Annotated in this window: 11 protein-coding genes, 1 tRNA gene, 3 rRNA genes, 14 pseudogenes and 1 riboswitch; of the genes and pseudogenes, 18 read left to right on the top strand and 11 right to left on the bottom strand. The window is 50.4% G+C overall.

Annotated elements, in window-relative coordinates; genetic code table 11:
* Positions 1 to 15 precede the first annotated feature (15 nt).
* Complete coding sequence (gene fre, locus AACL06_RS07830) at positions 16 to 717, top strand: NAD(P)H-flavin reductase (RefSeq protein ID WP_339036695.1); 702 nt, start codon at positions 16 to 18, stop codon at positions 715 to 717.
* A gap of 159 nt (positions 718 to 876) precedes the next feature.
* Here fre and AACL06_RS07825 read toward each other — a convergent pair whose 3' ends face one another.
* Complete coding sequence (locus AACL06_RS07825) at positions 877 to 1,008, bottom strand: hypothetical protein (protein ID WP_339036693.1); 132 nt, start codon at positions 1,006 to 1,008, stop codon at positions 877 to 879.
* A pseudogene (locus tag AACL06_RS07820) lies at positions 992 to 1,811 on the bottom strand (IS5 family transposase). The gene AACL06_RS07825 and the pseudogene AACL06_RS07820 overlap by 17 nt, the downstream one beginning before the upstream one ends.
* Before the next feature lie 242 nt (positions 1,812 to 2,053).
* On the opposite strand from AACL06_RS07820, the pseudogene pepQ reads away from it, so the two are divergent.
* The 8 genes and pseudogenes from pepQ to AACL06_RS07780 form a co-directional block, all read left to right on the top strand.
* A pseudogene (gene pepQ, locus AACL06_RS07815) lies at positions 2,054 to 3,381 on the top strand (Xaa-Pro dipeptidase).
* A 353-nt stretch (positions 3,382 to 3,734) separates the two neighbouring features.
* The gene (gene trkH / locus AACL06_RS07810; protein WP_339036691.1) at positions 3,735 to 5,183 is read left to right on the top strand and encodes a Trk system potassium transporter TrkH; all 1,449 of its coding nucleotides are present in this window, start codon (positions 3,735 to 3,737) and stop codon (positions 5,181 to 5,183) included.
* Between the two features lie 23 nt (positions 5,184 to 5,206).
* On the top strand, positions 5,207 to 5,773 hold the full coding sequence (hemG, locus tag AACL06_RS07805) for a menaquinone-dependent protoporphyrinogen IX dehydrogenase (RefSeq protein WP_339038350.1): 567 nt from the start codon (positions 5,207 to 5,209) through the stop codon (positions 5,771 to 5,773).
* Between the two features lie 374 nt (positions 5,774 to 6,147).
* Positions 6,148 to 7,690, top strand: a 16S ribosomal RNA gene (locus AACL06_RS07800).
* A gap of 186 nt (positions 7,691 to 7,876) precedes the next feature.
* Positions 7,877 to 7,952, top strand: a tRNA-Glu gene (locus AACL06_RS07795).
* Between the two features lie 216 nt (positions 7,953 to 8,168).
* Positions 8,169 to 11,075, top strand: a 23S ribosomal RNA gene (locus AACL06_RS07790).
* Positions 11,076 to 11,180: 105 nt separating this feature from the next.
* Positions 11,181 to 11,297, top strand: a 5S ribosomal RNA gene (gene rrf, locus AACL06_RS07785).
* Together the 16S, 23S and 5S rRNA genes with 1 tRNA gene alongside form the textbook arrangement of a ribosomal RNA operon.
* A 422-nt stretch (positions 11,298 to 11,719) precedes the next feature.
* Positions 11,720 to 11,893, top strand: a pseudogene (locus tag AACL06_RS07780) (homoserine O-acetyltransferase/O-succinyltransferase family protein); the annotation flags it as partial.
* Positions 11,894 to 11,947: 54 nt separating this feature from the next.
* Here the strand turns inward: AACL06_RS07780 and AACL06_RS07775 are convergent.
* From AACL06_RS07775 to mobA, 3 pseudogenes are all read right to left on the bottom strand, one after another.
* Positions 11,948 to 12,766 (bottom strand): annotated as a pseudogene (locus AACL06_RS07775) (IS5 family transposase).
* Between the two features lie 98 nt (positions 12,767 to 12,864).
* A pseudogene (locus AACL06_RS07770) lies at positions 12,865 to 13,110 on the bottom strand (molybdopterin-guanine dinucleotide biosynthesis protein MobB); the annotation flags it as partial.
* Between the two features lie 70 nt (positions 13,111 to 13,180).
* Positions 13,181 to 13,775: pseudogene (gene mobA / locus AACL06_RS07765) on the bottom strand (molybdenum cofactor guanylyltransferase MobA).
* 149 nt (positions 13,776 to 13,924) lie between these two features.
* Here mobA and AACL06_RS07760 point away from each other — a divergent pair.
* The 3 genes and pseudogenes from AACL06_RS07760 to dsbA all read left to right on the top strand — a co-directional run bounded on the left by AACL06_RS07760 (position 13,925) and on the right by dsbA (position 15,825).
* Positions 13,925 to 14,166 (top strand): annotated as a pseudogene (locus tag AACL06_RS07760) (DUF1040 family protein).
* An 87-nt stretch (positions 14,167 to 14,253) separates the two neighbouring features.
* Positions 14,254 to 15,154: pseudogene (locus AACL06_RS07755) on the top strand (serine/threonine protein kinase).
* Positions 15,155 to 15,201: 47 nt separating this feature from the next.
* Positions 15,202 to 15,825, top strand: coding sequence for a thiol:disulfide interchange protein DsbA (gene dsbA, locus AACL06_RS07750; RefSeq protein WP_339036689.1), 624 nt, complete (start codon positions 15,202 to 15,204; stop codon positions 15,823 to 15,825).
* A 472-nt stretch (positions 15,826 to 16,297) separates the two neighbouring features.
* Here dsbA and tnpA read toward each other — a convergent pair.
* Positions 16,298 to 16,700: pseudogene (tnpA, locus tag AACL06_RS07745) on the bottom strand (IS200/IS605 family transposase).
* Here tnpA and AACL06_RS07740 point away from each other — a divergent pair.
* Both AACL06_RS07740 and ansP read left to right on the top strand, forming a co-directional pair.
* Positions 16,695 to 17,766 (top strand): annotated as a pseudogene (locus tag AACL06_RS07740) (RNA-guided endonuclease InsQ/TnpB family protein); the annotation flags it as partial. The pseudogenes tnpA and AACL06_RS07740 overlap by 6 nt on opposite strands.
* 209 nt (positions 17,767 to 17,975) lie before the next feature.
* A complete protein-coding gene (ansP, locus tag AACL06_RS07730) occupies positions 17,976 to 19,442 on the top strand; it encodes an L-asparagine permease (protein WP_339038348.1) in 1,467 nt (488 codons plus the stop codon).
* A 39-nt stretch (positions 19,443 to 19,481) separates the two neighbouring features.
* Here ansP and dusC read toward each other — a convergent pair.
* The 3 genes and pseudogenes from dusC to AACL06_RS07715 all read right to left on the bottom strand — a co-directional run.
* Positions 19,482 to 20,320 (bottom strand): annotated as a pseudogene (gene dusC, locus AACL06_RS07725) (tRNA dihydrouridine(16) synthase DusC); the annotation flags it as partial.
* A pseudogene (locus AACL06_RS07720) lies at positions 20,314 to 20,907 on the bottom strand (IS5 family transposase); the annotation flags it as partial. The pseudogenes dusC and AACL06_RS07720, both read right to left, overlap by 7 nt.
* A complete protein-coding gene (locus tag AACL06_RS07715) occupies positions 20,840 to 21,001 on the bottom strand; it encodes a hypothetical protein (protein WP_339036683.1) in 162 nt (53 codons plus the stop codon). The pseudogene AACL06_RS07720 and the gene AACL06_RS07715, both read right to left, overlap by 68 nt.
* Before the next feature lies 1 nt (position 21,002).
* On the opposite strand from AACL06_RS07715, the pseudogene AACL06_RS07710 reads away from it, so the two are divergent.
* From AACL06_RS07710 to AACL06_RS07695, 4 genes and pseudogenes are all read left to right on the top strand, one after another.
* Positions 21,003 to 21,221: pseudogene (locus tag AACL06_RS07710) on the top strand (DUF986 family protein); the annotation flags it as partial.
* Between the two features lie 214 nt (positions 21,222 to 21,435).
* A riboswitch (yybP-ykoY riboswitch) is annotated at positions 21,436 to 21,619 on the top strand.
* A gap of 7 nt (positions 21,620 to 21,626) precedes the next feature.
* A complete protein-coding gene (gene mntP / locus AACL06_RS07705; protein WP_339036681.1) occupies positions 21,627 to 22,175 on the top strand; it encodes a manganese efflux pump MntP in 549 nt (182 codons plus the stop codon).
* Between the two features lie 161 nt (positions 22,176 to 22,336).
* Positions 22,337 to 23,156: pseudogene (locus AACL06_RS07700) on the top strand (IS5 family transposase).
* Positions 23,140 to 23,415, top strand: a complete 276-nt coding sequence (locus AACL06_RS07695; RefSeq protein WP_339036679.1) for a plasmid fertility inhibition factor family protein — start codon at positions 23,140 to 23,142, stop codon at positions 23,413 to 23,415. Before AACL06_RS07700 ends, AACL06_RS07695 begins: the two are co-directional and overlap by 17 nt.
* Before the next feature lie 201 nt (positions 23,416 to 23,616).
* On the opposite strand, the gene htpX is transcribed toward AACL06_RS07695, so the two are convergent.
* Complete coding sequence (gene htpX / locus AACL06_RS07690) at positions 23,617 to 24,495, bottom strand: protease HtpX (protein ID WP_339036678.1); 879 nt, start codon at positions 24,493 to 24,495, stop codon at positions 23,617 to 23,619.
* A 369-nt stretch (positions 24,496 to 24,864) separates the two neighbouring features.
* Positions 24,865 to 26,904, bottom strand: a complete 2,040-nt coding sequence (gene prc / locus AACL06_RS07685; RefSeq protein WP_339036677.1) for a carboxy terminal-processing peptidase — start codon at positions 26,902 to 26,904, stop codon at positions 24,865 to 24,867.
* Positions 26,905 to 26,911 lie beyond the last annotated feature (7 nt).

Genomic DNA, 26,911 nt, shown 5'->3' with positions numbered 1-26,911 from the left:
CGATAGAGGGAATGCATGGCAATATTGAGTTGTAAAGTGACCTCGGTAGAGGCCATTACCGATACGGTCTATCGGGTACGTTTAGTACCTAAGATGCCGTTTTCGTTCAAGGCTGGGCAATATCTGATGGTGGTGATGGATGAGTGCGACAGGCGCCCATTCTCTTTAGCATCAACGCCATCTCAGCAGGAGTACATAGAGCTGCATATCGGCGCTTCGGAACTGAATTTGTACGCCATGGCTGTAATGGAGCGTATTTTGAAAGAACAGGCGATCACTGTCGATGTACCGCATGGTGACGCCTGGCTGCGTGAAGAGGGCAACCGTCCGCTGGTGCTGATCGCCGGAGGTATTGGGTTCTCCTATGTGCGTTCGATTTTGCTGACCGCGTTGGAACAACAGCCGGATCGTGATATCTCAATCTATTGGGGGGGACGAGAACTGAAACATCTATACGATCAGAACGAATTGGAAGAGCTATCACAGCAACACCCAAACCTAAAGGTGATCCCGGTGGTGGAGCAGACGACAGATGAGTGGCATGGTCGTAGCGATACCGTGCTCAGCGCAGTGCTGCAGGATTTTGCTACCCTGGAGGATCACGATATCTACATTGCGGGTCGTTTCGAAATGGCGAAAATCGCTCGCGAACGTTTCTGCACCGAACGCGGCGCACAAGAGGCGCACGTGTTCGGCGATGCATTTTCATTTATCTGAGACATGGGATGAGTCTATAACGGGGGCAGCCCCGTTTTGAAACACCACTCATACTGATTTATATTAGATTTTTCATCAGGCCATTCTGGTCATCATTAATTGGTCTTCGCAAAGTACGTGCTATCTGCATTTGCCCGAATCAGTGTTTCATGACGGGGATCAGAATGAGTCAGGTGACATGTGTGACGCGGTGCTATTCGAACATTCATGGTGGCTGTGGGGCTTTGTTGAATAAATCGGATTTGGAATAAAGAGTCCCGTGAGTGGGCATCTTTTAGGCAAGGCGTACACTTTCTGGCATACCGGCGAGCGTCATCTTGTTTAATGCACAGATCATGGCCATCGTCTCTGCAACTCCACCGTGTGTTGTCTCCAGTAACGCGCCGGTTCGCCACCGCTTAATTTCGCTCTGCATAGTCTGCCGACCAATAACGTGCTCCGCTGCTGGGCGGTATTAACGCCTTGAGCTTCTTGCCCCTTAACTCATCATCACACACTCGCGTATCCTAAGCCCGATCTGCCGAGGCGACTTTGATTTTACGGTACCTCTGGCGGATGAGACCTGGGAAGGCTTCGGTATCGGTGACATTGCTCAAGGAAAGGTCAGCACAGATGACCTCATGTGTTTCTGTATCTACGGCCAAATGCAGTTTTCGCCAGATCCGCCGTTTTTCCTGACCGTATTTTTTTGCCATCCACTCGCCTTCACCCAACACGTTAAGCCCGCTAGAGTCGATAACGAGGTGCGCAATTTCACCCGGCGTTGGGGTTTTAAACGGGACATGGCCGGACTTCGCCCGCTTACTGATGCAGGTGTCGTCCGGGTAGTTCAACGGCACTTTGATCAGTGTGACAATGGAGTCGACGAAGCCCTGGAGGGCGCGAAGTGTCAGGCCGAAAATACGTTTCAGCATCAATACGCTGGTGAGTGCCATATCGGAATAATGTGGTGGGCGACCACGCAGAGAAGGTTTTGCCTCGCAGTACCAGGCGTGAAGTGCCGTTTCATCCCCACAGCAAGTGAGTGAATCCCGAGTGATAAGGGCGTTGTTGTAAGCCTTCCAGTTGGTGATGTTGAACTTTTGCTGGGCCACGGAATGTCGCTATGTTGACAGAAGGAGAGTGATCTCATCCTCGTCCCGGCCAAATGTTCGATTTATTCAACAAAGCTGGTGGCTGGCGATGGCGTGACTAGGCTTGTTCAACAGGCTGATTGTTAAGCTGTGGATGTAACGGCATTCGCGTTGAATTGCGAACTGCTCTGTATGCCATAACGTTGTATGGGGCGCGCCTGGGCATTGTGTTAAGATAATTTTTTCGTGCTAAGGATACTGTGATGGAAACGCTAGCTTCTTTGTATAACGACCACCTGGCAGAGTGGCAGAAACGCGCGCGCGAAGTGCTGGAATGCAACACATTGGATGAGCTGCTGATTCACTCTTGAGAACTGCAAAAGGTCTTCTGCGACGACCGTAGCTATCCATTTAAAGTAAACGTGAATTTTAAAGCCTGGGTACAGATAACCGCAGTGCCGAATTGTTGGCTATGGGTTGACGGCGTTAACAAACCGAAGCTGTGGTTTTATTCACCGATCGATTACTGGCACAGTGTCGAGCAGCTGCCAGACAGTTTCTGGAGCCCATCCTTCGAGATGATGCTGTTGGCCAGTGCCGATGACATTGCACAGCAACTTCCGGCGCAGCGTGGACGCGTGGGCTATATCGGTTATGCGCCGCAGCGCGCCCGCGATCTTGGTATTGTCTCGGAGAACGTCAACCCACCAGAGGTGTTGAACTACCTCGACTTTCACCATTCTCTCAAGACCGGGTATGAGCTGGCTTGCATGCGAGAAGCGCAGAAAACTGCGGTCATAGGGCACCGTGCAGCACATGAAGCCTTCTTGTCTAGCATGAGCGAGTTCGATATCAACTTGGCTTACTTGACGGCAACCAGCCACCGTGATACCGACGTGCCTTACGACAACATTGTGGCACTGAATGAGCAGGACTCGGTACTGCACTATACCAAGTTGGATCATCAACCACCGGCTGAAACGCTGAGTTTCCTGATCGACGCGGGTGCGGAGTATAACGGTTATGTCGCCGATTTAACTCGTACCTATGCAGTGCACGGTAGCAGTGAGTTCGCCTGTCTGGTGAAAGACCTCAACAACGAACAGTTGGCGCTGATAGCTACCGTCAAGGCTGGCGTGCGCTATACCGATTATCATGTGCAGATGCACCAGCATATCGCCAAACTGCTTAAAAGCTACCAGCTAGTGAGCGGTATTAGCGAAGACACGATGGTTGAGCAAGGCCTCACCACGCCATTCCTGACAAACGGCTTGGGACACCTTTTGGGGTTGCAAGTGCATGACGCTGCCGGTTTGATGCAGGATGAGCATGGTACTCACCTGGCAGCCCCATCCAAATATCCATTCCTGCGCTGCACCCGCGTATTACAACCGGGCGTGGTGTTGACCATCGAACCAGGTATGTACTTTATCGAATCACTGCTGGTACCGTGGCGCAGCGGAGAGTTTAGCCTTTTGCCTGGGATCGCATCAACGCGTTGAAGCCGCATGGCGGTGTCCGCATCTAAGACAATATCGTGATCCACGAGCAGCGTATCGAGAACATGATGCGAGATCTGAATTTTGCCTGATGCAGTCTTGCCCGATAGCTACCTCCCCGATCAGCATCAATAGAGCAATTAAGACGCGTCGCCTTATCACTTTGCTGGCCACGGCTAATAATGTAGAGGTAGCAAAAATGTTTATCCAGCAGGTTCGTATGTTTTGCCATGTGGCTGGCGTTGGTGGAAAATTTGTTACAGAAAGCCAAAGGCCGGATACTACAGGATGAATATGGCACCACCTTCTTGCTACATCTGGATTTATTGGCAACCTGCGTTGCGCTGTTTGGCAATAAATTACGTACTCTCAGTCGCAGTAATTTGCAATGAACACCTATTTCACAATAATTCCTCCCAACTGAACTACTAAGGATCGTGCTGAAATGCATTTTCGCGCTATAACCCGTATCGTTGGTTTGCTGGTCATCCTGTTTTCCGGGACGATGTTTATTCCTGGGCTAATTGCATTAATATATCGTGATGGAGCAGGGCGGTCATTCAGCCAGACTTTCTTTGTGGCGGTGACGATTGGGCTGATACTGTGGTGGCCAAACCGCAAGAAAAAACATGAGTTAAAGCCGCGCGAAGGTTTCCTAATCGTGGTGCTGTTTTGGACTGTACTAGGCAGCGTGGGGGCGTTGCCGTTTCTGTTTTCGGATCGACCCAATCTGTCGCTGACAGATGCCTTCTTTGAGTCTTTCTCCGGCCTGACAACGACTGGCGTGACTATGTTGATGGGGTTGGACTCATTGCCAAAGGCTATTTTGTTCTATCGCCAGATGCTGCAATGGATGGGCGGAATGGGGATCATCGTGTTGGCGGTGGCGATACTGCCAATCCTTGGTGTTGGTGGTATGCAGCTGTACCGGGCGGAAATGCCCAGTCCGCTGAAGGACAATAAGATGCGTCCACGCATTGCAGAAACCGCCAAAACTCTGTGGCTTATCTATGTATTGCTGACTGTCGCCTGTGCGGTGGCACTATGGGGGGCGGGAATGCCAGTGTTTGATGCTATCAGTCACAGTTTTTCGACCATTGCTATCGGTGGTTTCTCCACCCATGATGCCAGCATCGGCTATTATGCTAGTCCAACCATCAACACTATCATTGCCATCTTCCTGCTTATTTCCGGCTGTAATTATGGCTTGCACTTCGCGTTATTGAGTGGACGTAGCCTGAAGGTCTACGGGCGGGATCCTGAATTCCGCATGTTCATCTTGGTGCAACTGACATTAGTGGCAGTGTGTACGTTAGTGCTCTGGGAACATGGTGTCTATAAGACCGGCATGGAAACGCTGAATCAGGCATTTTTCCAGGTGGTATCAATGGCGACGACAGCAGGCTTTACCACCGACAGCATTGCCAAATGGCCACTTTTTTTGCCGATGTTGTTACTGTGTTCCGGTTTTATCGGCGGTTGTGCTGGCTCGACTGGCGGTGGCTTGAAGGTCGTCCGCGTGCTGCTATTGTATCTGCAAGGTTCCCGTGAGTTGAAAAGGCTGGTACACCCGAACGCCGTTTACACTATTAAACTGGGCAACCGGGCACTGCCGGAGCGTATCATTGATGCGGTATGGGGGTTCTTCTCGGCCTATGCTCTGGTATTTATTGTTAGCATGCTGGCGATTATCGCCACTGGCGTTGACAATTTCTCTGCTTTCGCCGCCGTAACGGCATCGCTGAATAACGGGCCGGGGCTAGGCGTAGTGGCGGATAACTGTACCGCTATGCCGCCAGTGGCCAAGTGGATACTGGTGGTGACGATGCTGTTCGGGCGTCTGGAAGTTTTTACACTGCTGGTTCTGTTCACGCCGACGTTCTGGCGTGAATGATCCTGACATTAACGAGTAACGTCATGAAAGCACTTATACTTTATTCAGGTCGTGATGGGCAGACACTGTCTATTGCTTCTTATATAGCAAGCAAATTGCAGGACAGACTTTATTGTGAGGTCATTGATCTGTTGCAAGCAGAGAACGTTGACCTTAGCCAGTATCAGCAGGTTATGATCGGCGCTTCCATACGCTATGGCCATTTTAATTCGGCTTTGGATAAATTTGTGAGGCATCGTGCAGAGCAGTTGAACCAAATGCCAAGTGCATTTTTTGCCGTCAACCTGACGGCCCGTAAACCGGAAAAGCGTTCACTACAGACTAATGTCTATACCCGTAAATTTCTGCTTGCCTCACCTTGGCAGCCAAAACAAAGTATGGTGTTTGCTGGAGCGCTACGTTATCCGCGCTATCGATGGTTCGATCGCATCATGATTCAATTCATTATGTGTATGACGGGCGGAGAAACGGATACCAGCAAGGAAGTAGAGTACACGGATTGGCAGCAAGTCGAACGCTTTGCTCAGGATTTTAGCCAGATTAAGTACGAAAAGCGACCTAAATGCGTCACTTTCACTCCTCTTGCTTAAAAAAACGCGCTTGAAAATTTTTTTACATTTAGGTGTTGCGGCCTGATGAAAACGCGCCCTATAATGCGGCCCCTACTAACCCGGTATTTCGGCAGCTACGCCGCCGGATAAGTAAGGGAAAAGTCAAAATAATAGCTTGACTCTTCAAAGGAAAAGCGTAGTATACGCCACCTCAAGCTTGCCGCTGTGCTGCGGCTGACCCACCGCTCTTTAACAATTTATCAGACAATCTGTGTGGGCACTCCACAAGACAATATCCCGTCCTTCCTTTCTGGGACGAAAAAATATCAAGTCTTGAAGAGTGACTAACTAAAGTAACATTCATGCAGTAAATCTTTAAGCAGCGCTTCACACGTTGAAGCATATCAAGCTTTCAATTGAAGAGTTTGATCATGGCTCAGATTAAACGCTGGCGGCAGGCCTAACACATGCAAGTCGAGCGGTAGCACAAGAGAGCTTGCTCTCTGGGTGACGAGCGGCGGACGGGTGAGTAATGTTTGGGAAACTGCCTGATGGTGGGGGATAACTAGTGGAAACGGTAGCTAATACCGCATAATGTCGCAAGACCAAAGTGGGGGACCTTCGGGCCTCACGCCATCAGATGTGCCCAGATGGGATTAGCTGTTAGGTGGGGTAATGGCTCACCTAGGCGACGATCCCTAGCTGGTCTGAGAGGATGACCAGCCACACTGGAACTGAGACACGGTCCAGACTCCTACGGGAGGCAGCAGTGGGGAATATTGCACAATGGGCGCAAGCCTGATGCAGCCATGCCGCGTGTGTGAAGAAGGCCTTCGGGTTGTAAAGCACTTTCAGCGAGGAGGAAGGGTAATGTGTTAATAAGACATTGCATTGACGTTACTCGCAGAAGAAGCACCGGCTAACTCCGTGCCAGCAGCCGCGGTAATACGGAGGGTGCAAGCGTTAATCGGAATTACTGGGCGTAAAGCGCACGCAGGCGGTTTGTTAAGTCAGATGTGAAATCCCCGCGCTCAACGTGGGAACGGCATTTGAGACTGGCAAGCTAGAGTCTTGTAGAGGGGGGTAGAATTCCAGGTGTAGCGGTGAAATGCGTAGATATCTGGAGGAATACCGGTGGCGAAAGCGGCCCCCTGGACAAAGACTGACGCTCAGGTGCGAAAGCGTGGGGAGCAAACAGGATTAGATACCCTGGTAGTCCACGCCGTAAACGATGTCGATTTGGAGGTTGCGCCCTGGAGGGGTAACTTCCGTAGCTAACGCGTTAAATCGACCGCCTGGGGAGTACGGCCGCAAGGTTAAAACTCAAATGAATTGACGGGGGCCCGCACAAGCGGTGGAGCATGTGGTTTAATTCGATGCAACGCGAAGAACCTTACCTACTCTTGACATCCAGAGAACTCTCCAGAGATGGAGTGGCGCCTTCGGGAGCTCTGAGACAGGTGCTGCATGGCTGTCGTCAGCTCGTGTTGTGAAATGTTGGGTTAAGTCCCGCAACGAGCGCAACCCTTATCCTTTGTTGCCAGCGATTAAAGTCGGGAACTCAAAGGAGACTGCCGGTGATAAACCGGAGGAAGGCGGGGATGACGTCAAGTCATCATGGCCCTTACGAGTAGGGCTACACACGTGCTACAATGGCGTATACAAAGAGAAGCGACCTCGCGAGAGCAAGCGGACCTCACAAAGTACGTCGTAGTCCGGATTGGAGTCTGCAACTCGACTCCATGAAGTCGGAATCGCTAGTAATCGTAGATCAGAATGCTGCGGTGAATACGTTCCCGGGCCTTGTACACACCGCCCGTCACACCATGGGAGTGGGTTGCAAAAGAAGTAGGTAGCTTAACCTTCGGGAGGGCGCTTACCACTTTGTGATTCATAACTGGGGTGAAGTCGTAACAAGGTAACCGTAGGGGAACCTGCGGTTGGATCACCTCCTTACCGAAAGATATTGACTTGTGTGGCGTGCTCACACAGATTGTCTGATGAAAGTAGCGAGCAGAAAACCCTTTTGCCGAAAGTCGCTAGAGGCGACTGGGCGGCTACACCGTAGCTGCCTGACTCTGCCAGCAGAGTCGCGCCTTTAAACGGAAATAGCCAATCAGCGATTTGCCAAGCGATTGCTGTGTCCCCATCGTCTAGAGGCCCAGGACACCGCCCTTTCACGGCTGTAACAGGGGTTCGAATCCCCTTGGGGACGCCATTGTGATAATTAGTGAAAGACATTATCACCGACTCTCTTTAAGCTAACTTGCGAGTCGGGCCTGAAACAGTGCTCTTTAACAATCTGGAACAAGCTGAAAATTGAAAAATGACGGCTGAAACTTATCCCCTGCATAGATGTATTGGGGTAAGGGTCAAGTTGTCATAGTGATACTCACCTGTTTGCAATGCGAAGTGAGACACCTTCGGGTTGTAAGGTTAAGTGACTAAGCGTACACGGTGGATGCCTAGGCAGTCAGAGGCGATGAAGGGCGTGCTAATCTGCGAAAAGCGTCGGTAAGGTGATATAAACCGTTATAGTCGGCGATACCCGAATGGGGAAACCCAGTGTGATACGTCACACTATCGTTAAGTGAATACATAGCTTGACGAGGCGAACCGGGGGAACTGAAACATCTAAGTACCCCGAGGAAAAGAAATCAACCGAGATCCCCCCAGTAGCGGCGAGCGAACGGGGGCCAGCCCAGAACCTGAATCAGTGGGTGTGTTAGTGGAAGCAGCTGGAAAGTCGCGCAGTAAAGGGTGATAGCCCCGTACACTAAAATGCACTGGCTGTGAGTTCGATAAGTAGGGCGGGACACGTGACATCCTGTCTGAATATGGGGGGACCATCCTCCAAGGCTAAATACTCCTGACTGACCGATAGTGAACCAGTACCGTGAGGGAAAGGCGAAAAGAACCCCAGTGAGGGGAGTGAAAGAGAACCTGAAACCGTGTACGTACAAGCAGTAGGAGCACCGTTAAGGTGTGACTGCGTACCTTTTGTATAATGGGTCAGCGACTTATATTTTGTAGCAAGGTTAACCGCATAGGGGAGCCGTAGGGAAACCGAGTCTTAACTGGGCGAAAAGTTGCAAGGTATAGACCCGAAACCCGGTGATCTAGCCATGGGCAGGTTGAAGGTTGGGTAACACCACCTGGAGGACCGAACCGACTAATGTTGAAAAATTAGCGGATGACCTGTGGCTGGGGGTGAAAGGCCAATCAAACCGGGAGATAGCTGGTTCTCCCCGAAAGCTATTTAGGTAGCGCCTCATGAATTCATCTTCGGGGGTAGAGCACTGTTTCGGCTAGGGGGCCATCCCGGCTTACCAACCCGATGCAAACTGCGAATACCGAAGCATGTTATCATGGGAGACACACGGCGGGTGCTAACGTCCGTCGTGAAGAGGGAAACAACCCAGACCGCCAGCTAAGGTCCCAAAGTCATGGTTAAGTGGGAAACGATGTGGGAAGGCCCAGACAGCCAGGATGTTGGCTTAGAAGCAGCCATCATTGAAAGAAAGCGTAGTAGCTCACTGGTCGAGTCGGCCTGCGCGGAAGATGTAACGGGGCTAAACCATGCACCGAAGCTGCGGCAGTGGCGCTGATGCGCTGTTGGGTAGGGGAGCGTTCTGTAAGCCGTTGAAGGTGTCCTGTAAGGGGTGCTGGAGGTATCAGAAGTGCGAATGCTGACATAAGTAACGATAAAGCGGGTGAAAAACCCGCTCGCCGGAAGACCAAGGGTTCCTGTCCAACGTTAATCAGGGCAGGGTGAGTCGACCCCTAAGGCGAGGCTGAAAAGCGTAGTCGATGGGTAACAGGTTAATATTCCTGTACTGAGAGTGACTGCGAAGGGGGGACGGAGAAGGCTAGGCAGGCCGGGCGACGGTTGTCCCGGTTTAAGCGTGTAGGGGGAGTTCTGGGTAAATCCAGAATGCCATAAAACCTGAGGCGCGATGACGATGCACCTCGGTGCAGAAGCTGTTGATGCCCTGCTTCCAGGAAAAGCCTCTAAGCATCAGGTCACTTTTAATCGTACCCCAAACCGACACAGGTGGTCAGGTAGAGAATACCAAGGCGCTTGAGAGAACTCGGGTGAAGGAACTAGGCAAAATAGTGCCGTAACTTCGGGAGAAGGCACGCTGGCATGTAGGTGAATTCCGTATCGGAGGGAGCTGAAGCCAGTCGCAGAGACCAGCTGGCTGCAACTGTTTAATAAAAACACAGCACTGTGCCAACACGAAAGTAGACGTATACGGTGTGACGCCTGCCCGGTGCTGGAAGGTTAATTGATGGGGTTAGCCGCAAGGCGAAGCTCTTGAACGAAGCCCCAGTAAACGGCGGCCGTAACTATAACGGTCCTAAGGTAGCGAAATTCCTTGTCGGGTAAGTTCCGACCTGCACGAATGGCGTAATGATGGCCAGGCTGTCTCCACCCGAGACTCAGTGAAATTGAACTCGCTGTGAAGATGCAGTGTACCCGCGGCAAGACGGAAAGACCCCGTGAACCTTTACTATAGCTTGACACTGAACATGAAGCCTTGATGTGTAGGATAGGTGGGAGGCAGTGAATCGTAGACGCCAGTCTGCGAGGAGCCACCCTTGAAATACCACCCTTTAATGTTTGATGTTCTAACTTTGCCCCGTGACCCGGGGTGAGGACAGTGTCTGGTGGGTAGTTTGACTGGGGCGGTCTCCTCCCAAAGAGTAACGGAGGAGCACGAAGGTCAGCTAATCACGGTCGGACATCGTGAGGTTAGTGCAAAGGCATAAGCTGGCTTGACTGCGAGAGTGACGGCTCGAGCAGGTACGAAAGTAGGTCTTAGTGATCCGGTGGTTCTGAATGGAAGGGCCATCGCTCAACGGATAAAAGGTACTCCGGGGATAACAGGCTGATACCGCCCAAGAGTTCATATCGACGGCGGTGTTTGGCACCTCGATGTCGGCTCATCACATCCTGGGGCTGAAGTAGGTCCCAAGGGTATGGCTGTTCGCCATTTAAAGTGGTACGCGAGCTGGGTTTAGAACGTCGTGAGACAGTTCGGTCCCTATCTGCCGTGGGCGTTGGAAGATTGAGAGGGTTTGCTCCTAGTACGAGAGGACCGGAGTGAACGCACCGCTGGTGTTCGGGTTGTTATGCCAATGGCATTGCCCGGTAGCTAAGTGCGGAACAGATAAGCGCTGAAAGCATCTAAGCGCGAAACTGGCCTCGAGATGAGTCTTCCCTGGGTCTGAGAGGTCCCTGAAGGCACGTTTAAGACGAAGACGTGGATAGGCTGGGTGTGTAAGAGCAGCGATGCTTTGAGCTAACCAGTACTAATGAGCCGTGAGGCTTAACCTTACAACACCGAAGGTGTGTTAGAGGCAGGGGTAGGTTATTTTCAGCAAGTTCCGAGATTGGTTCTGGTGGTTACGTCAGTAACGGCCGAGAATAAAACAGACTTTGCCTGGCGGCGATAGCGCGGTGGCCCCACCTGAATACCATGCCGAACTCAGCAGTGAAACGCCGTAGCGCCGATGGTAGTGTGGGGCCTCCCCATGTGAGAGTAGGACACTGCCAGGCATCAAATAAGGTAGAAAGCCTCATGCGTAAGCATGGGGCTTCTTGCTTTGTGTGTTACCGAGAGTCAACGGCCTGATCCTGTGCAGGTGAAACGAAAGAGTCGGGAACACTTTAGGCGTTGCTTGACAGCGAGCTGAAGGGAAGTGAGCAGGAAAGCCCGCTGACGGGCGTTCGCCTGCGGCGATCCGCTAGGTGTGAGTTTAGAATGAGCTGTAATACTGCTGGTATCAATTAAGCCAAGTGGCCATTCGTGAGGAGGCCTCTTGATTTTTCTGCCTTGAAAAAACTGCCGATTTCTACCTGGCACCACAGCGATGAAATTTTTTCACCTTCCAACTGATTACGCGACATCCATTTTTAAAAACGCTATGCTTAGGTATATAGATAGCTAAACATCCAAGTGGATATGTAAGAGTCAAGTAATGCCGATTAGTGTTCATGATGAGCTATCCACGGTGAGTTTCTTGCGTAATGAGAATGTCTTTGTAATGACATCTTCTCGGGCAAAAACACAAGAAATCAGGTCGTTGAAAGTGCTGCTCCTGAATCTGATGCCAAAGAAGATCGAGACAGAAAACCAGTTTTTACGTTTGCTCGGCTTTGTTGAATAAATCGGATTTGGAATAAAGAGTCCCCTGAATGGGCAGCTTTCAGGCAAGGCGTACACTTTCTGGCATACCGGCGAGCGTCATCTTGTTTAATGCACATCGCTGTTTCGGCTATCGAACGTCGGTGGCAGCCTGTCATACTTTTCCACCGTGTGTTGTCTCCGGTAAGGCGCTGGTTCGCCACCGCTTGATTTCGCTCTGCATAGTCTGCCGACCAATAACGGGCTCCGCTGCTGGGCGGTATTAACGCCTTGAGCTTCTTGCCCCTTAACTCATCATGACTCACTCGCGTATCCTAAGCCAGATCCGCCGAGGCGACTTTGATGTTACGGTACCTCTGACGGATGAGACCTGGGAAGGCTTCGGTATCGGTGACATTGCTCAAAGAAAGGTCAGCACAGATGACCTCATGTGTTTCTGTATCTACGGCCAAATGCAGTTTTTGCCAGATCCGCCGTTTTTCCTGACCGTATTTTTTGCCATCCACTCACCTTCACCCAACACGTTGAGCCCGCTAAAGTCGATAATGAGGTGCGCAATTTCACCTGGCGTTGGGGTTTTAAACGGGACATGGCCGGACTTTGCCCGCTTACTGATGCAGGTGTCGTCCGGGCAGTTCAACGGCACTTTGATCAGTGTGACAATGGAGTAGACGAAGCGCTGGAGGGCGCGAAGTGTCAGGCCGAAAATCCGTTTCAGCATCAATACGCTGGTGATTGCCATATCGGAATAATGTGGTGGGCGACCACGCAGAGAAGGTTTTGCCTCGCAGTACCAGGCGTGACGTGCCGTTTCATCCACCGAGAAAGTGAGTGAACCCCGAGTGATAAGGGCATTATTGTAAGCCTTCCAGTTGATGATGTTGAACTTTTGCTAGGCCACGGAATGTCGCTATTTTGACAGAAGGAGAGTGATCTGATCCTTGTGCCGGCCAAAAGTTCGATTTATTCAACAACGCCCCCCTCCACCAGAATCAGATCTACCTTGCTGATATCAAAGCGACTGGCTAGATAGCGCAGATCCATCGGTTGCTGATCCGACGTTTCAGTCATCAATGCCCAGCGGCGAACGCTGGCTACCAACGTCTGGTCGGCACCTGCTTTGCGTAATTCTTAGCTGTCTTTGCCCGGAATATCGACATCTACATTGTGATGGGTATGCTTGATTAACCCGATTCTCACCTGTCGCTGCTTAAGCAATGGAATTAATTGTTTAAGTAGAGTTGTTTTCCCTGCTCAACAATAGGCACCAATGGCCAGTATAGGAGGGAGTGAATTATTCATTGTGCAGACCTTGCTGCATCTGCCAGTGCTGGACATCTTCCGGGGTATTGAGCTTGTGGAAGGCCGACTGTTGTCCTTTGAAATGACTTGTTGTGCGCCGATGCTTTTCCTAAAAAGCATCGGCTTGCACTTACCCTGAGCTAAATAATCGGCCAACTTCGTTGCCAAACTGGTGTGTAGTAGTGCCAGTGTGGGGTGGTCACGTTCTCCGTCACTGGCGTAGGTGGCCAAAGAGGTACTTTTTTGCAGCCAGAACTGTTCGATCAGCGTAGTTTGAAAATCGGGTACATCACAGGGTACAAATGCTACCCATTCGCTGGTAGCCTGTTACAGCCCGGCAAGCATACCGGCTAGCGGGCAGGAGAAATCGGGCGTCAAATCGCCAATCACCAGCAGGCCACTTGCCTGATAGCGCGCCTGTTTGCGGTTAGCGCTGATGGCGATTGAACTTACCTGTGATCGCAGTCGGGCCAGTACATATTGATAAAGGGTGATGCCTCCTATCGGCACTAAGCCTTTATCTTCACCACCTATACGCATGCCCCCCGACCACCAGCCAGAATTACTCCGCTAATTTCTTGATGCATATTTATCATCCTATTTTGTTAATATGCTGATTGTAACGCTAAAGTTGATGTAACATCAGTTTTTACCTTTATTGACAAGCTGCTTCTTTCACTTCATTGATAATGCCTATTACTTTGTGTTTTTATTCAAACCACTGGACGATACTGATATGAAAACGCATGGTGCAAACGAGCTGATCGGGCTATTTCACCCCGCCCGGCAGGATGATTCCGAGCTCAATCTGATTCAACTTTTGCAAAAGTTGTCCAAGTTGAGTGATGATATCCTTATCTATCATCTTGAAAATACGTGGTAGGTGCTGGCACGGAATAAATCCCTGGTCTGAGCAAAGATTACGAAGAAGATTTTAAAACGACGCCGTTACGTGCTCCTGGGGTTATCAAAGATTAGTTTTTATGCGATGCAAAGAAACATTACCTGTGGAACGTTATGAATAACTCTACTTTTAATTTTTAAACCCTATATCCCGATCTGGTTATGGACGCGCTCGAAGAGGTTGGGTTGCGTGTTGATTCCGGGCTGACGGCGCTGAACAGCTATGAGAACCGCGTCTACCAGTTTATGGGCGAAGACCGTAAACGTAAACGCTATGTGGTGAAGTTTTATCTCCCGGAGCGCTGGAGTGCTCAGCAAATTGGTGAAGAACATCAATTTGCCCTGGATCTGGTTCAGACGGAGATCCCGGCGGTAGCGCCACTGGTACTACAGGGTAATACGCTACATAGCTATGGCGGTTTCTTCTTTACCGTATTCCCCAGAGTGGGCGGGCGTCAGTATGAGATCGACAATCTGGATCAATTGGAATGGGTAGGCCGCTTTCTAGGACGCATTCATCAGGTGGGTGGTGAGCGTCTGTTTGCCAAGCGTCTGACGATGGGCATTGAAGAGTATCTCACTGCGCCGAGTCAGGTTTTGGCAAGCTGCGAGCTGTTGCCAAATATGCAACGCAATGTTTTTTTGCAGGCGTTGGACATGGCAGTTGGGCTGGCAACCGCGCCGTTTGCACGGTGATTGCCATCCAGGCAATATCCTGTGGCGTGATGGCCCGCTATTTATCGATCTTGATAATGCCCGTAACGGCCCGGCGATACAGGATCTGTGGATGCTATTTCACGGCGAGCGCAGTGATCGTTTGATGCAGTTAGATCTTTTGCTGGAAGCTTACGCCAAGTTTGCCGAGTTCGATCATCGTGAGCTAGCATTGATAGAGCCGCTGTGGGCAATTCGTATGGTGTACTATCTGGCCTGGATCGCTCGCCGTTGGTATGATCCAGCTTTCCCTAAAAATTTTCCGTGGATGGCAGCGTCTGATTTTTGGTTATATCAGATGGCGGCTTTCACCGAACAGCTTAAGCTGTTGCAGGAGCCTCCTCTATAGCTGACGCCAATGTATTGAAGCTTTAACATAATGGAGAGTTAAGTCTTATGAAGAAAATTTGGTTGGCGCTCGTTGGCATGGCAATGGCATTAAGTGCCATGGCTGCGCAGTTCAGCGATGGTGCTCAGTACGTTACCCTGGACAAGCCAGTGACTGGCGAGCCACAGATACTGGAGTTTTTTTCCTTCTACTGCTCGCACTGCTATCAGTTTGAGCAGATTTATCATGTTTCTGAGAACGTGAAAAAGGCACTACCTGCTGACAACAAAATCGCCAGATACCATGTTGAGTTCCTAGGGCCACTGGGCAAACCGCTAACTCAAGCTTGGGCTGTTGCGATGGCGTTGGGTGTGGAAGACAAGGTCGGCCCGTTGATGTTTGAAGCGGTGCAGAAAACCCAGACTCTAAAGACCTCTGATGATATCCGCAGTGTGTTTGTAAAAGCCGACGTGAGCGCGGCGGATTACGATGCTGCTTTGAATAGCTTTGTAGTAAAATCTTTTGTGGTTCAACAGGAGAAAGCTGCAGAAGATCTCCAGCTACGTGGCGTTCCAGCCGTATTTGTTAACGGCAAATACATGGTCAAAAATGACGGCCTGGACACCAGCTCAATGGATGCCTACGTGAAGCAGTTTGCCGATGTGGTCAAATTCCTCAGCCAACAAAAATAAGCGCGAATAAAAATGAACTCGCCGGCTCTCAGTCGGTTTTTTTCTGTATGGACGTATTTTAATCGCACATCAAATTATAAATCTGCAAGGGGTCATCGGGATATCAAGCGCCGCTATAATAGGGAACCATCATTTGCTGTTTTTTCATGCAATCTATGGCTTTGTTGAATAAATCGGTCGGATACCGATTTGAAAAACGCTTGCGCGGGGCCGCAGGCTGAACCTCAAGGATGAGGTGCATTAATCCCCAGGAGCAGACACCCGTCAGTAACTGGGGTGAGCGAGGAAAGCTCACGCATAGGCAACTTAACGTATGACGGGTATAAATTTTTCGCCGCGCAACACGCCAACCAGGCCGAAACATAGCACCAGCTGCGGGGGAATGCTGCCACGTTTTTACCTGGTGCGCCGTAAAGCCCCGTCCTTAATGGCGAGGATATAAGGCGCGGTTTTCCGACTAACTGGGTGTTTGCTATTGCTCAATGTATTGCCGTATGATCGAATATCGGCGCACCACTGCAACTACTTGCAAAATAACTCGGTGTCTACAGAACACCTTTGTAGTAATAGCGCTGGGTTATATCGGGGCGGTCACGGCAAAGCAGTCTGCTAGAAACGCCTTTAAGACTGTTGACCAAGTTTGATATTGCCAGCTTTGGTGGGTAGTTAATCAGCAAATGCACGTGATCGCATTCACCATCCATCTCGACCAGCTCAACATCAAAGTCAGCACATACGCTAGAAAAGTAGCAGCGCAGCTTTTCTATGGCATCCTGATCAGATATTTTTCGTCGATACTTGGCAACGAATACCAAGTGAACATGCATCAGGAAAATGCAGTGTCTTCCTCGGCAAATATCGGTTTCTTTTGTCATAGACCAAAGTATAATAGTGATAATGAAACGACTTCAAGCCTTCAAATTTCAGTTAAGACCAATACGAAAATGACCTCATGGCTCATTAATTGGAAATCCGATCCTGAAACACAATGGCTTAAAGAATCTCCATTGCAGACGTTGCAGCAGTCACTGAAAGATTTAGAGCGCGGCTACAATAATTTCTTCCAGAAGCGTGCAGCATTCCCCCGTTTAAAAAAACGCGTGCAGAATGGTGCATTGCGCTACCCACAAGGTGTGAAGCTCAATCAAGCCAATAGTCGTATATCGTTGCCAAAGTTGGGATGGATACGCTACCGCAACAGCCGCGAAATTATAGGTGAAGTGAAAAATGTCACCATCAGCCAGTCATGCAGCAAATGGTACGTCAGCATCCAGACAGCATACGAAGTTACTGAACCCGTTCATAACTCAGCGTCAATGGTCGGAGTGGATGCCGGAGTCACCAAACTCGCTACGCTTTCAGATGGCACGGTATACCCGCCCGTCAACAGCTTCAAAACAAGCCAGCACAAGCTGGCAATACTTCAGCGTCAGTTAAGCAGAAAGGTAAAATTCAGCGCCAACTGGCAGAAACATAAGCGAAAAATCCAGCATCTACACTCGCACATTGCCAATATTCGGCGCGACTACCTTCATAAAATCACCAGTGAAATCTGCAAAAACCACGCAATGATCGTCATTGAAGACTTGAAGGTCAGTAACATGTCAAAGTCGGCAACAGGCACGGCAGAGCAGCACGGGCGAAACGTCAGAGCTAGATCAGGCTTAAACCGCTCGATACTGGTCAGGGATGGTATGAAATGCGTCGTCAACTTGAGTACAAGCAGCTCTGGCGAAGAGCACAGGTACTAGCAGTATCTGCGGCATATACCAGCCAGCGGGGTGCATGCTGCGGTCATACAGCGAAAGAAAACCGCCTGTCGCAAAGTAAATTTGTGTGTCAGATATGTGGATACACCACGAACGCCAATGGAGGGATAGTGCAGTCAGACCCCGCCCGTTAAAGCAGGAACCCACCCAGGTGAGTCAGCTTTCGGTCTGAACGCTGTAGGAATCCCCGTCCTTTAGGCCGGGGAGGATGTCAACGAGAATAGGTAGCATGTCCCGCCGTTATTCAGTAGCAGCTATATATACAATAAACAACAGAATAATGCCAAGATCTCATTCTAATAACGAATAAGGTAGTAAACGTTTCCCTTTGGCAAACATAGGGTTAATCATAAACAGGTAAACAGGTAAACAGGACGGATGATGCAATCACATAGCAAATCTGCACATAACAAGCACACAGCCAAAAGACGTTGGTTAGACACCCATGAAGCCGGTTATCACAAAAGCATGGGTAACCGGCAGATACAAATGATCGCCATCGGCGGCTCAATCGGTACCGGCCTGTTCCTTGGCACCGGTGGCCGTTTGGAAATGGCTGGGCCTGCATTAGCGCTGATTTATCTGGTGTGCGGGGTTTTCTCGTTCTTCATTTTACGCGCGTTGGGCGAGTTGGTGTTGCACCGCCCCACCAGCGGCAGCTTCGTCTCTTACGCCCGTGAGTTCCTCGGCGAAAAATCCTCTTATGTCGTCGGCTGGATGTACTTCCTTAACTGGGCGATGACTGGTATCGTCGATATCACCGCCGTTGCGCTGTATATGCACTACTGGGGTACCTTTGCCGAAGTGCCGCAGTGGCTGTTCGCGCTCTGTGCCCTTGGGGTGGTCGCCACCATGAACATGATCGGCGTGAAATGGTTTGCTGAAATGGAGTTCTGGTTTGCGCTGATCAAGGTTGCCGCCATCTCGCTGTTTTTGATAGCTGGCGTGGTATTCCTTGGCATCGGCACCCCGCTGGCAGGCAACACCACCGGTCTGCACCTGATTACCGAAAACCGTGGAATGTTCCCGCATGGCCTACTACCAGCGCTGGTGTTGGTGCAAGGGGTGATCTTCGCCTTTGCTGGCATTGAGCTGATCGGCACCGCCGCGGGCGAGTGCCGGGAGCCAGAAAAAATGCTGCCGAAGGCGATCAACAACATTATCTTGCGTATCGGCCTGTTCTACGTAGGTTCCGTGGTACTGCTGGTGTTGCTGTTACCCTGGAATGCCTACCAGGCAGGTCAAAGCCCGTTCGTTACCTTCTTCAGCCAGCTGGGGGTGCCTTATATCGGCACCATCATGAACATCGTGGTACTGACCGCCGCGTTGTCCAGCCTCAACTCTGGCCTGTACTCCACTGGCCGTATCCTGCGTTCGCTGTCGATGGGAGGATCTGCGCCTAAATTCATGGCCAAAATGAGCATCCAGCAGGTGCCTTATGCCGGCATCCTGGTAACCTGCAGCATCTACGTAATCGGTGTATTGTTGAATTATTTGGTGCCTTCGCGGGTATTTGAAATCGTGCTAAACATCGCCTCGCTGGGCATTATCAGTTCCTGGGCATTTATCATCGTCTGTCAAATGCGTCTGCGCAAAGCCATCCACGCAGGCCACGCAAAGCCGGTCTACTTCAAGATGCCCGGCGCGCCATTCACCTCCTGGCTAACGCTGGCGTTCCTGCTGGCGGTGGTGATTATGATGGCGTTCGACTACCCTAATGGCACCTGGACTATCGCCACCATTCCTGTGCTGGCCGTGCTGCTGGTGCTCGGTTGGTTCGGCCTACGCAAACATGCGCAGGAAGTTAAGCAGGACCAGCAGATCCACGAAGCACCAGGCTCTCACTAAATTTAGCCTAGCCACCGCTGACGGGGCGATTATTTCTCGTCAGCGGCAAATTACCCGCTCGATATCCTTGGAATGGGTCAGAGTACGTATGTTGCTAAACAATACCGTTGCCTCGTCATATTCCTTGCGCAAATAGCCCAGCCACTGTTTGATAGGCGCCACATGGTATCGGCCGGTATCACCCTATTTTTCTAAATGAACGTATTTTGCCACAGGTACACCATCTGTGACCAAGGCATACGCGGTTCGTTATATTTCACCACCCGGCTCAGGTTCGGCACCGCACCACGCCCTAACATCACCGCGTTGCAGCCGGTCATCTGTAGGCAATCCTGCGCGCTCTGATAGTTCCAGATTTTACCGTTGGCGATCACCAGGATCGTCAGGTGCCGACGGATCTCGACAATCGCTGCCCAATTGATACACGCTGTCCGGTAGCCGTCCTCTTTAGTGCCGCCCATGCACCACTAATTTGGCCCCGGCCTGCTGCACAGCATCGGCAATCTCAAGGCTACGGCTGGCAGAATCCCAACCCAGACGTACTTTAACCGTCACCGGCAGAGGGTTTGGCACGGCGACACGCATCGCTTTGACAAAGCCGGATCTTTCAGCAGTACCGCCCCACCGCCGCTGCGGTTGACCAGATTAGATAGGCAACCGCAGTTGAAATCGATACCGTGAGACCCCAGTTAGATCGCACGCACAGCATTCTCCGCCAGCCATTGCCGATGTTGACCCAGCAGTTGAACACGCACGAGGGTGCCAGACGCGGTGCGGCTGGCGTGATTCAGCTCTGGGCATAGGCGGTAAAACGACTTGGCTGGCAGCAGTTGATCGACCACGCGCAGAAATTCGGTGATGCACAGGTCGTAATCGTTCCATGACACACTCGCGTATCGTAAGCCCGATCCGCCGAGGCGATTTTGATTTTACGGTACCTCTGGCGGATGAGACCTGGGAAGGCTTCCGTATCGGTGACATTGCTCAAGGAAAGATTAGCATAGATGACCTTATGTGTTTCTGTATCTACAGCCAAATGCAGTTTTCGCCAGATCCGCCATTTTTCCTGACCGTGTTTTTTTACCTTCCACTCGCCTTCACCCAACACGTTGAGCCCGTTAGAGTCGATAACGAGGTGCGCAATTTCACCCGGCGTTGGGGTTTTAAACGGGACATGGCCGGACTTCGCCCGCTTACTGATGCAGGTGTCGTCCGGGCAGTTCAACGGCACTTTGATCAGTGTGACAATGGAGTCGCCGAAGCCCTGGAGGGCGCGAAGTGTCAGGCCGAAAATCCGTTTCAGCATCAATACGCTGGTGATTGCCATATCGGAATAATGTGGTGGGCGACCACGCAGAGAAGGTTTTGCCTCGCAGTACCAGGCGTGAAGTGCCGTTTCATCCCCCCAGCAAGTGAGTAAACCCCGAGTGGTAAGGGCGTTGTTGTAAGCCTTCCAGTTGGTGATGTTGAACTTTTGCTAGGCCACGGAATATCGCTATGTTGACAGAAGGAGAGTGATCTGATCCTCGTCCCGGCCAAATGTTCGATTTATTCAACAACGCCCTAATGAACTTTTATGTTTATTATATTCGTTGGCCAATGATATTATTTAAAGCTCAGGTTTTTTTCTACGCCAATACCTTTATCGCTTACAACAGCATCAAAGCCATGAATTTATCGCAAGACGGTATTCTCGTTATCGAACTGCAAAAATACCGATTACTGATTCAAGTATCACAATTATATGAACTGGAAAAATTTTACCAATTATTTATTTAAAATCAATAAATTAAAAAAATAATTTTCGGTTAAATACTGAGTTAGAGTAATTACCCCCCTTACTTCAGTAGCCTTACCATAATTAATGCAATATTTTTTCATCAGGCTACATTATGTTTCCTATTTTACATTGATTAGCTAAAATACATACCGACCTCCGCGTAATACCCGTAAAGAATATAGGTTGTAGTTTGCAGAAATATTGTGATAGGGTTGCATCGTCATTGGGGAGTAGCCGGTTTCTGGTCAATCAGCCAGAAACGCCCGTATCAACATACTCGTTTCACCTTAAGAAACGTGGTGCGGGCAGCCAGCCAGGTTGGCGAGACTATAGACGCGTAATTCCGTCGTAAGGTTGGGGATGGTTTACGTGTACATGGAGCCGCCCAGCCGAGGCTATTTAACATGGATATTTTAGCCATGCTCATTCTCGCTTTTGGCATGTCTATGGATGCCTTCGCCGCATCGATCGGCAAAGGTGCCAGCCTGCATCACCCCCGTTTCCGTGAAGCCATCCGTGTCGGACTGATCTTTGGCTTGGTTGAAACCATTACGCCGCTCATCGGCTGGGGCATTGGCCTGTATGCCAGTCACTACATCATACAGTGGGATCACTGGGTTGCTTTCTCGTTGCTGTTTATTCTCGGCATGTGCATGATTGTTGAAGGCGTCAAAAACAAACCGAGCGAAGAAGAAAAAGTGAAGCGACACGGCTTCTGGCTACTGGTGGTCACCGCGATAGCGACCAGTTTAGATGCCATGGCGGTCGGCGTAAGCCTGGCCTTCTTGCAAGTGAACATCGTCCATACTGCGATAGCCATCGGCTGTGCCACCATTATTATGGCAACGCTCGGCATTATGGTAGGCCGTTTTATCTGCCCGCTGTTAGGTAAACGGGCAGAAATCCTCGGCGGCATGGCGCTGATCGGCATTGGTGTCAATATACTGCTGTAACATCCAGCTCTGCCCTGATGCATAATAAAAATTTGCCACTAGCAGCCTTGGTGTTAACCGCGAAAGAGCTTAAAGCTGGAGACGATGCACTGCGATGCACATTGCTGAATAAATCGAAAATTTGGCAGCCATTAGGATCAGATCACTCTCTTTCTGTCAAAATAGCGACATCCCGTGCCCAGCAAAAGTTCAACATCGCCAACTGGAAGGCTTACAACAACGCCCTTACCACTCGGGGTTTACTCACTTGCTGGGGGGATGAGATGAAACGGCACTTCACGCCTGGTACTGCGAGGCAAAACCTTCTCTGCGTGGTCGCCCACCACATTATTCCGATATGGCAATCACCAGCGTATTGATGCTGAAACGGATTTTCGGCCTGACACTTCGCGCCCTCCAGGGCTTCGTCGACTCCATTGTCACACTGATTAAAGTGCCGTTGAACTGCCCGGACGACACCTGCATCAGTAAGCGGGCGAAGTCCGGCCATGTCCCGTTTAAAACCCCAACGCCGGGTGAAATTGCGCACCTCGTTATCGACTCTAGCGGGCTCAACGTGTTGGGTGAAGGGGAGTGGATGGTAAAAAAACACGGTCAGGAAAAACGGCGGATCTGGCGAAAACTGCATTTGGCCGTAGATACAGAAACACATGAGGTCATCTGTGCTGACCTTTCCTTGAGCAATGTCACCGATACCGAAGCCTTCCCAGGTCTCATCCGCCAGAGGTACCGTAAAATCAAAGTCGCCTTCAAGCGGTGGCGAACCAGCGCGTTACCAGAGACAACACACGGTGGAAAAGTATCACAGGCTACCACCGACGTTCGATAGCGGCAACAGCGAGGTACAGAGTAAAACAGCTATTTGGTGGTCACCTATCGCTGCGAGATTATGATGGGCAAGTTGCAGAGGCGCTGGCCATAATCTGTGCATTAAACAAGATGACGCTCGCCGGTATGCTAGAAAGTGTACGCCTTGCCTGAAAGATGTCCATTCAGCGGACTCTTTATTCAAAATCCGATTTATTCAACAACGCCAGCTGGAATAACCAATCATGTGCCATTGTCACGGTGTGACGGAGACATAATTAGTACAAAAAAAGGCATTCCTGAGCTTAGGGTTAGTTTCACTAATGGCATCACTCGTACTATCTGGTTTTTGGCAAACGGTGCCTTCCTTCATGTTCTCTTTTCGTCATCAGAATTTGCTTACTTGTTACAAGAGGAGTCTGGTGACACTTAATCTTATACCCTACATCTGTGGTGTCAGCCTGGAACACATTCGGTTAGAAATACTCTTAAAAAGCTTTGGTGCATACTACTTCATCCAAGTCCACGGGAAGTCAAGACAAAAGCGAAAAAATATCCTGACGAAAGAACTGCTGGTCACCTTAAGTGACCAGCATTACATTAGGGAACTACCCTGGTTTTTTTGTTCAGGCAATTACTTCAGATACTGGCCGCAACGCAGTGCTTCAATACGCTTATCGAGCGGCGGGTGTGACATGAGCAGCTCGCTGAACGACTTGGATTTACCGTTGATGCAAAATGCCATCAAGCTGCCTGTTTCTTGCGGCTCATAGCTGGTTTTCAAACGCTGTAACGCAGCGATCATCTTCTCGCGACCCACCAGTTTGGCAGAACCTGCATCAGCATAGAACTCACGATGACGTGAGAACCACATGGCGATCATGCTAGCCAGAATGCCAAACACCAGCTCAAGCACCATCGACAACGCAAAATAGATCACCGGGTTACCGTTACTTTCCTCTTCGCCATCACGGTGATTCAGGAAGCCAGCCGCCACCTGCGCGATCAGACGCGAGAGGAAGATAACGAAGGTGTTCACAATGCCTTGGATCAGTGTCATGGTCACCATATCGCCATTGGCGATATGGCTGATTTCGTGCGCGATCACTGCTTCCGCTTCGTCGCGGCTCATGCTTTGCATCAAGCCAGTGCTAACGGCAACCAGCGAGCCATCGCGACGCGCACCAGTGGCGAAGGCGTTAATGTCAGGCGCGTGATAGATAGCAACCTGTGGCACGGCGATACCCGCCTGCTGCGACTGACGGCGCACCGTATCTAGCAGCCAATTCTCATTTTCGTTGCGCGGCTGTTCAATAACTTCCCCACCAACGGAGCGCAGCGCCATCCATTTGGACATAAGCAACGATACAAAAGCGCCGCCAATGCCGAATAGACCGGCCATGATCATCAGGCCATGAACACTACTAGACTGGATTCCTGTCAGGCTGAGCACCAGCCCAAAAACCAACATCACCGCCAGGTTGGTGAGTAGGAACAGAGCTATACGCATCATAAAATATTTATTTCCTCATAAATGTTAACAGGATACTACTTACACTACCCTAGAACGTGTGGGTATTTATCACAGTTTCAAGAATTGCGCACTATTAGCTCACTAGAAATACGAAAATTTACATAAGTGGTATGTCATCTGAGCTTAAAAATATAAACAATTGTTACATTTAAGTAGCATTTTTATAGGAAATCGGCAGCGCTGCTCCTTAAAGTAAGCAAAGTACGGGTAGGGATAAAACTACCGACAAATAGGGCGAATGGCGAAAGAAAGCCGCACAGATAATAGCCAATGCGAAAAGGGCCAGTCAGTAGCTTTACTGACTGGCATTACACCTGAAAGTGCATTTTTATCGATACATTAGTAGCCTTACCTGGCAGCAACCAACTGTTGAGTCACCTGTTCTTTTTCAAGATGCGCCAGATCCAGCGCTATATAGACGGTTTCATCCAGATACGGATCAGGTTGCTGATAATCCTTCGGCAGATCATCTAGCGACTTTAGCGGTTTCTTACCAGTACGCAGCAAACGATCATTGAAGCGCAGCAGGCGGGCCGCATCGTCGTCGTGGTTCTCTTTCTCACGCACGGCTAGATTGAGTGATACAATGTTGCGTTTGTCATTCAGCGCCTTGTAATGTGCAATATCCTGCATAATGTATTGAAACTCAGGGTTCTTGGCGATGCGCTGCTGATGATCTTTCAGTAGCTTAGGTTCGAATACCGTCATATCGCCCGCTTTGATATAGCTGGTTGCTTTGATGCTGTCCCACGGAATGGCGTTATCTTCGAACGCTTCACCAGTTTCCGCCTGATCGACGCCAGTCGGCATCAGGATATCTGGTATCACCCCTTTACGCTGAGTGCTGCCGCCGTTGATGCGGTAGAACTTCTGAATAGTGTACTGCACCGATCCTAGTTCCGGCCACTCAGGTCGCAGCATCTGATCATAAATACGGTTCAGCGACCGATACTGCTGCACCGTACCTTTACCGAAGGTCGGCTCGCCGACGATCAGCGCACGGCCATAGTCCTGCATCGCTGCCGCAAAGATCTCGGAAGCAGAGGCGCTAAAGCGGTCAACCAACACCACCAGTGGGCCTTTATAGTAAGTGACGCCGTCAGTATCAGCGCCCTCACGTACTTTCCCATTATTGTCACGCACCTGCACCACTGAACCGCTTGGAATAAGTAAGCCGGACATCGACACCGCTTCGGTTAACGCACCGCCGCCATTGGTACGCAGATCGATAATCACACTTTTGACGTTCTGCTTAGCCATCTTCTGCAATTGGACTTTCACATCATCGGTCAGCCCCACGTAAAAGCCAGGGATGTCGAGCACCCACACTTTCTCTTTGCCAACGGTTTTGATAGTCATTTTCACCGCGCGTTCTTCCAGACGGATGCGATCTCGCGTCAGAGTAACCATGCGGGTTTTGGCCCCTTTGCCGGCAGGAAGGATCTCCAGGCGCACTTTGCTGCCTTTTGGCCCTTTGATCAGGGAGACGACATCGTCCAGACGCCAGCCAATCACGTCCACCATGCCTTGGGCTTCCTTGCTGACGCCCACAATTCGGTCACCCACGGTAATCGCATTGCCCTTCGCTGCCGGTCCACCCGGCACAATAGAATTAATCAAGGTATAATCGTCCTCCATCTGCAACACTGCGCCAATGCCTTCCAACGATAGGCTCATCTCGGTATTGAACTGTTCGGTATTGCGTGGGGACAGATAGTTTGTGTGTGGGTCGATTTGACGTGCAAAGGCGTTCATCGCCAACTGGAATACGTCTTCACTGTTACTTTGCGTCAGGCGCTTGATGGCAAACTGATAACGTTTGGTCAGTGTGTCGCGGATTTGTTTGTCGGTCTTGCCAGCCAGTTTGAGGTTTAACTCGTCGTAAGTGACTTTCGCATCCCACAGTTGATCTAACTCAGCCTGGTCTTTCGGCCATTGCGCTTTGCTGCGGTCAATATCGATAGTGTCGGTGCAGGTAAAGTTCATTGGCTTTTCCAGCAGCGACAACGCATAGGTGTAACGTTCAAAACGGCGTTTCAATGCCAAATTGTACAGATCATAAAAAATATCCAACTTACCGCTTTTCAGCGCTTCACCCACCTGGGTTTTTCCGTTGGCGAACTGTGCCACATCGCAAGCCTGTAACGCGTTATGACTGTAGTCCAGCATATTCAGGTAGCGATCAAAGATCTTACCTGAAAAGTCTGCATTAAGGGTAAACTGCTGATAATGAGAACGAATGAACCGCGAGGTAACACGCTGACTAACCGTAGCGTGCTGCGCTTCCTGATGCAGTTGAGTGATACGAGTATTGGCTGTTTCCTCTCCATAACTGCCCCCCGCCCACAACAACCCCACCACTACTGTTAATCTGACAAATTTATTCATGCCCTAG

The sequence above is a fragment of the Serratia symbiotica (Periphyllus acericola) genome, from assembly GCF_964019515.1.
In the GTDB taxonomy this organism is placed as follows: domain Bacteria; phylum Pseudomonadota; class Gammaproteobacteria; order Enterobacterales; family Enterobacteriaceae; genus Serratia; species Serratia symbiotica_D.
The sequence above is the reverse complement of the archived record's forward strand: the minus strand, read 5'-3'. Positions and strand labels throughout refer to the sequence as shown.

Excerpts from the sequence above, each read along its gene's own strand:
- fre (WP_339036695.1), top strand. The coding sequence starts at position 16 with ATGGCAATATTGAGTTGTAAAGTGACCTCGGTAGAGGCCATTACCGAT.
- trkH (WP_339036691.1), top strand. The coding sequence starts at position 3,735 with ATGCATTTTCGCGCTATAACCCGTATCGTTGGTTTGCTGGTCATCCTG.
- hemG (WP_339038350.1), top strand. The coding sequence starts at position 5,207 with ATGAAAGCACTTATACTTTATTCAGGTCGTGATGGGCAGACACTGTCT.
- dsbA (WP_339036689.1), top strand. The coding sequence starts at position 15,202 with ATGAAGAAAATTTGGTTGGCGCTCGTTGGCATGGCAATGGCATTAAGT.
- ansP (WP_339038348.1), top strand. The coding sequence starts at position 17,976 with ATGCAATCACATAGCAAATCTGCACATAACAAGCACACAGCCAAAAGA.
- mntP (WP_339036681.1), top strand. The coding sequence starts at position 21,627 with ATGGATATTTTAGCCATGCTCATTCTCGCTTTTGGCATGTCTATGGAT.
- htpX (WP_339036678.1), bottom strand. The coding sequence starts at position 24,495 with ATGATGCGTATAGCTCTGTTCCTACTCACCAACCTGGCGGTGATGTTG.
- prc (WP_339036677.1), bottom strand. The coding sequence starts at position 26,904 with ATGAATAAATTTGTCAGATTAACAGTAGTGGTGGGGTTGTTGTGGGCG.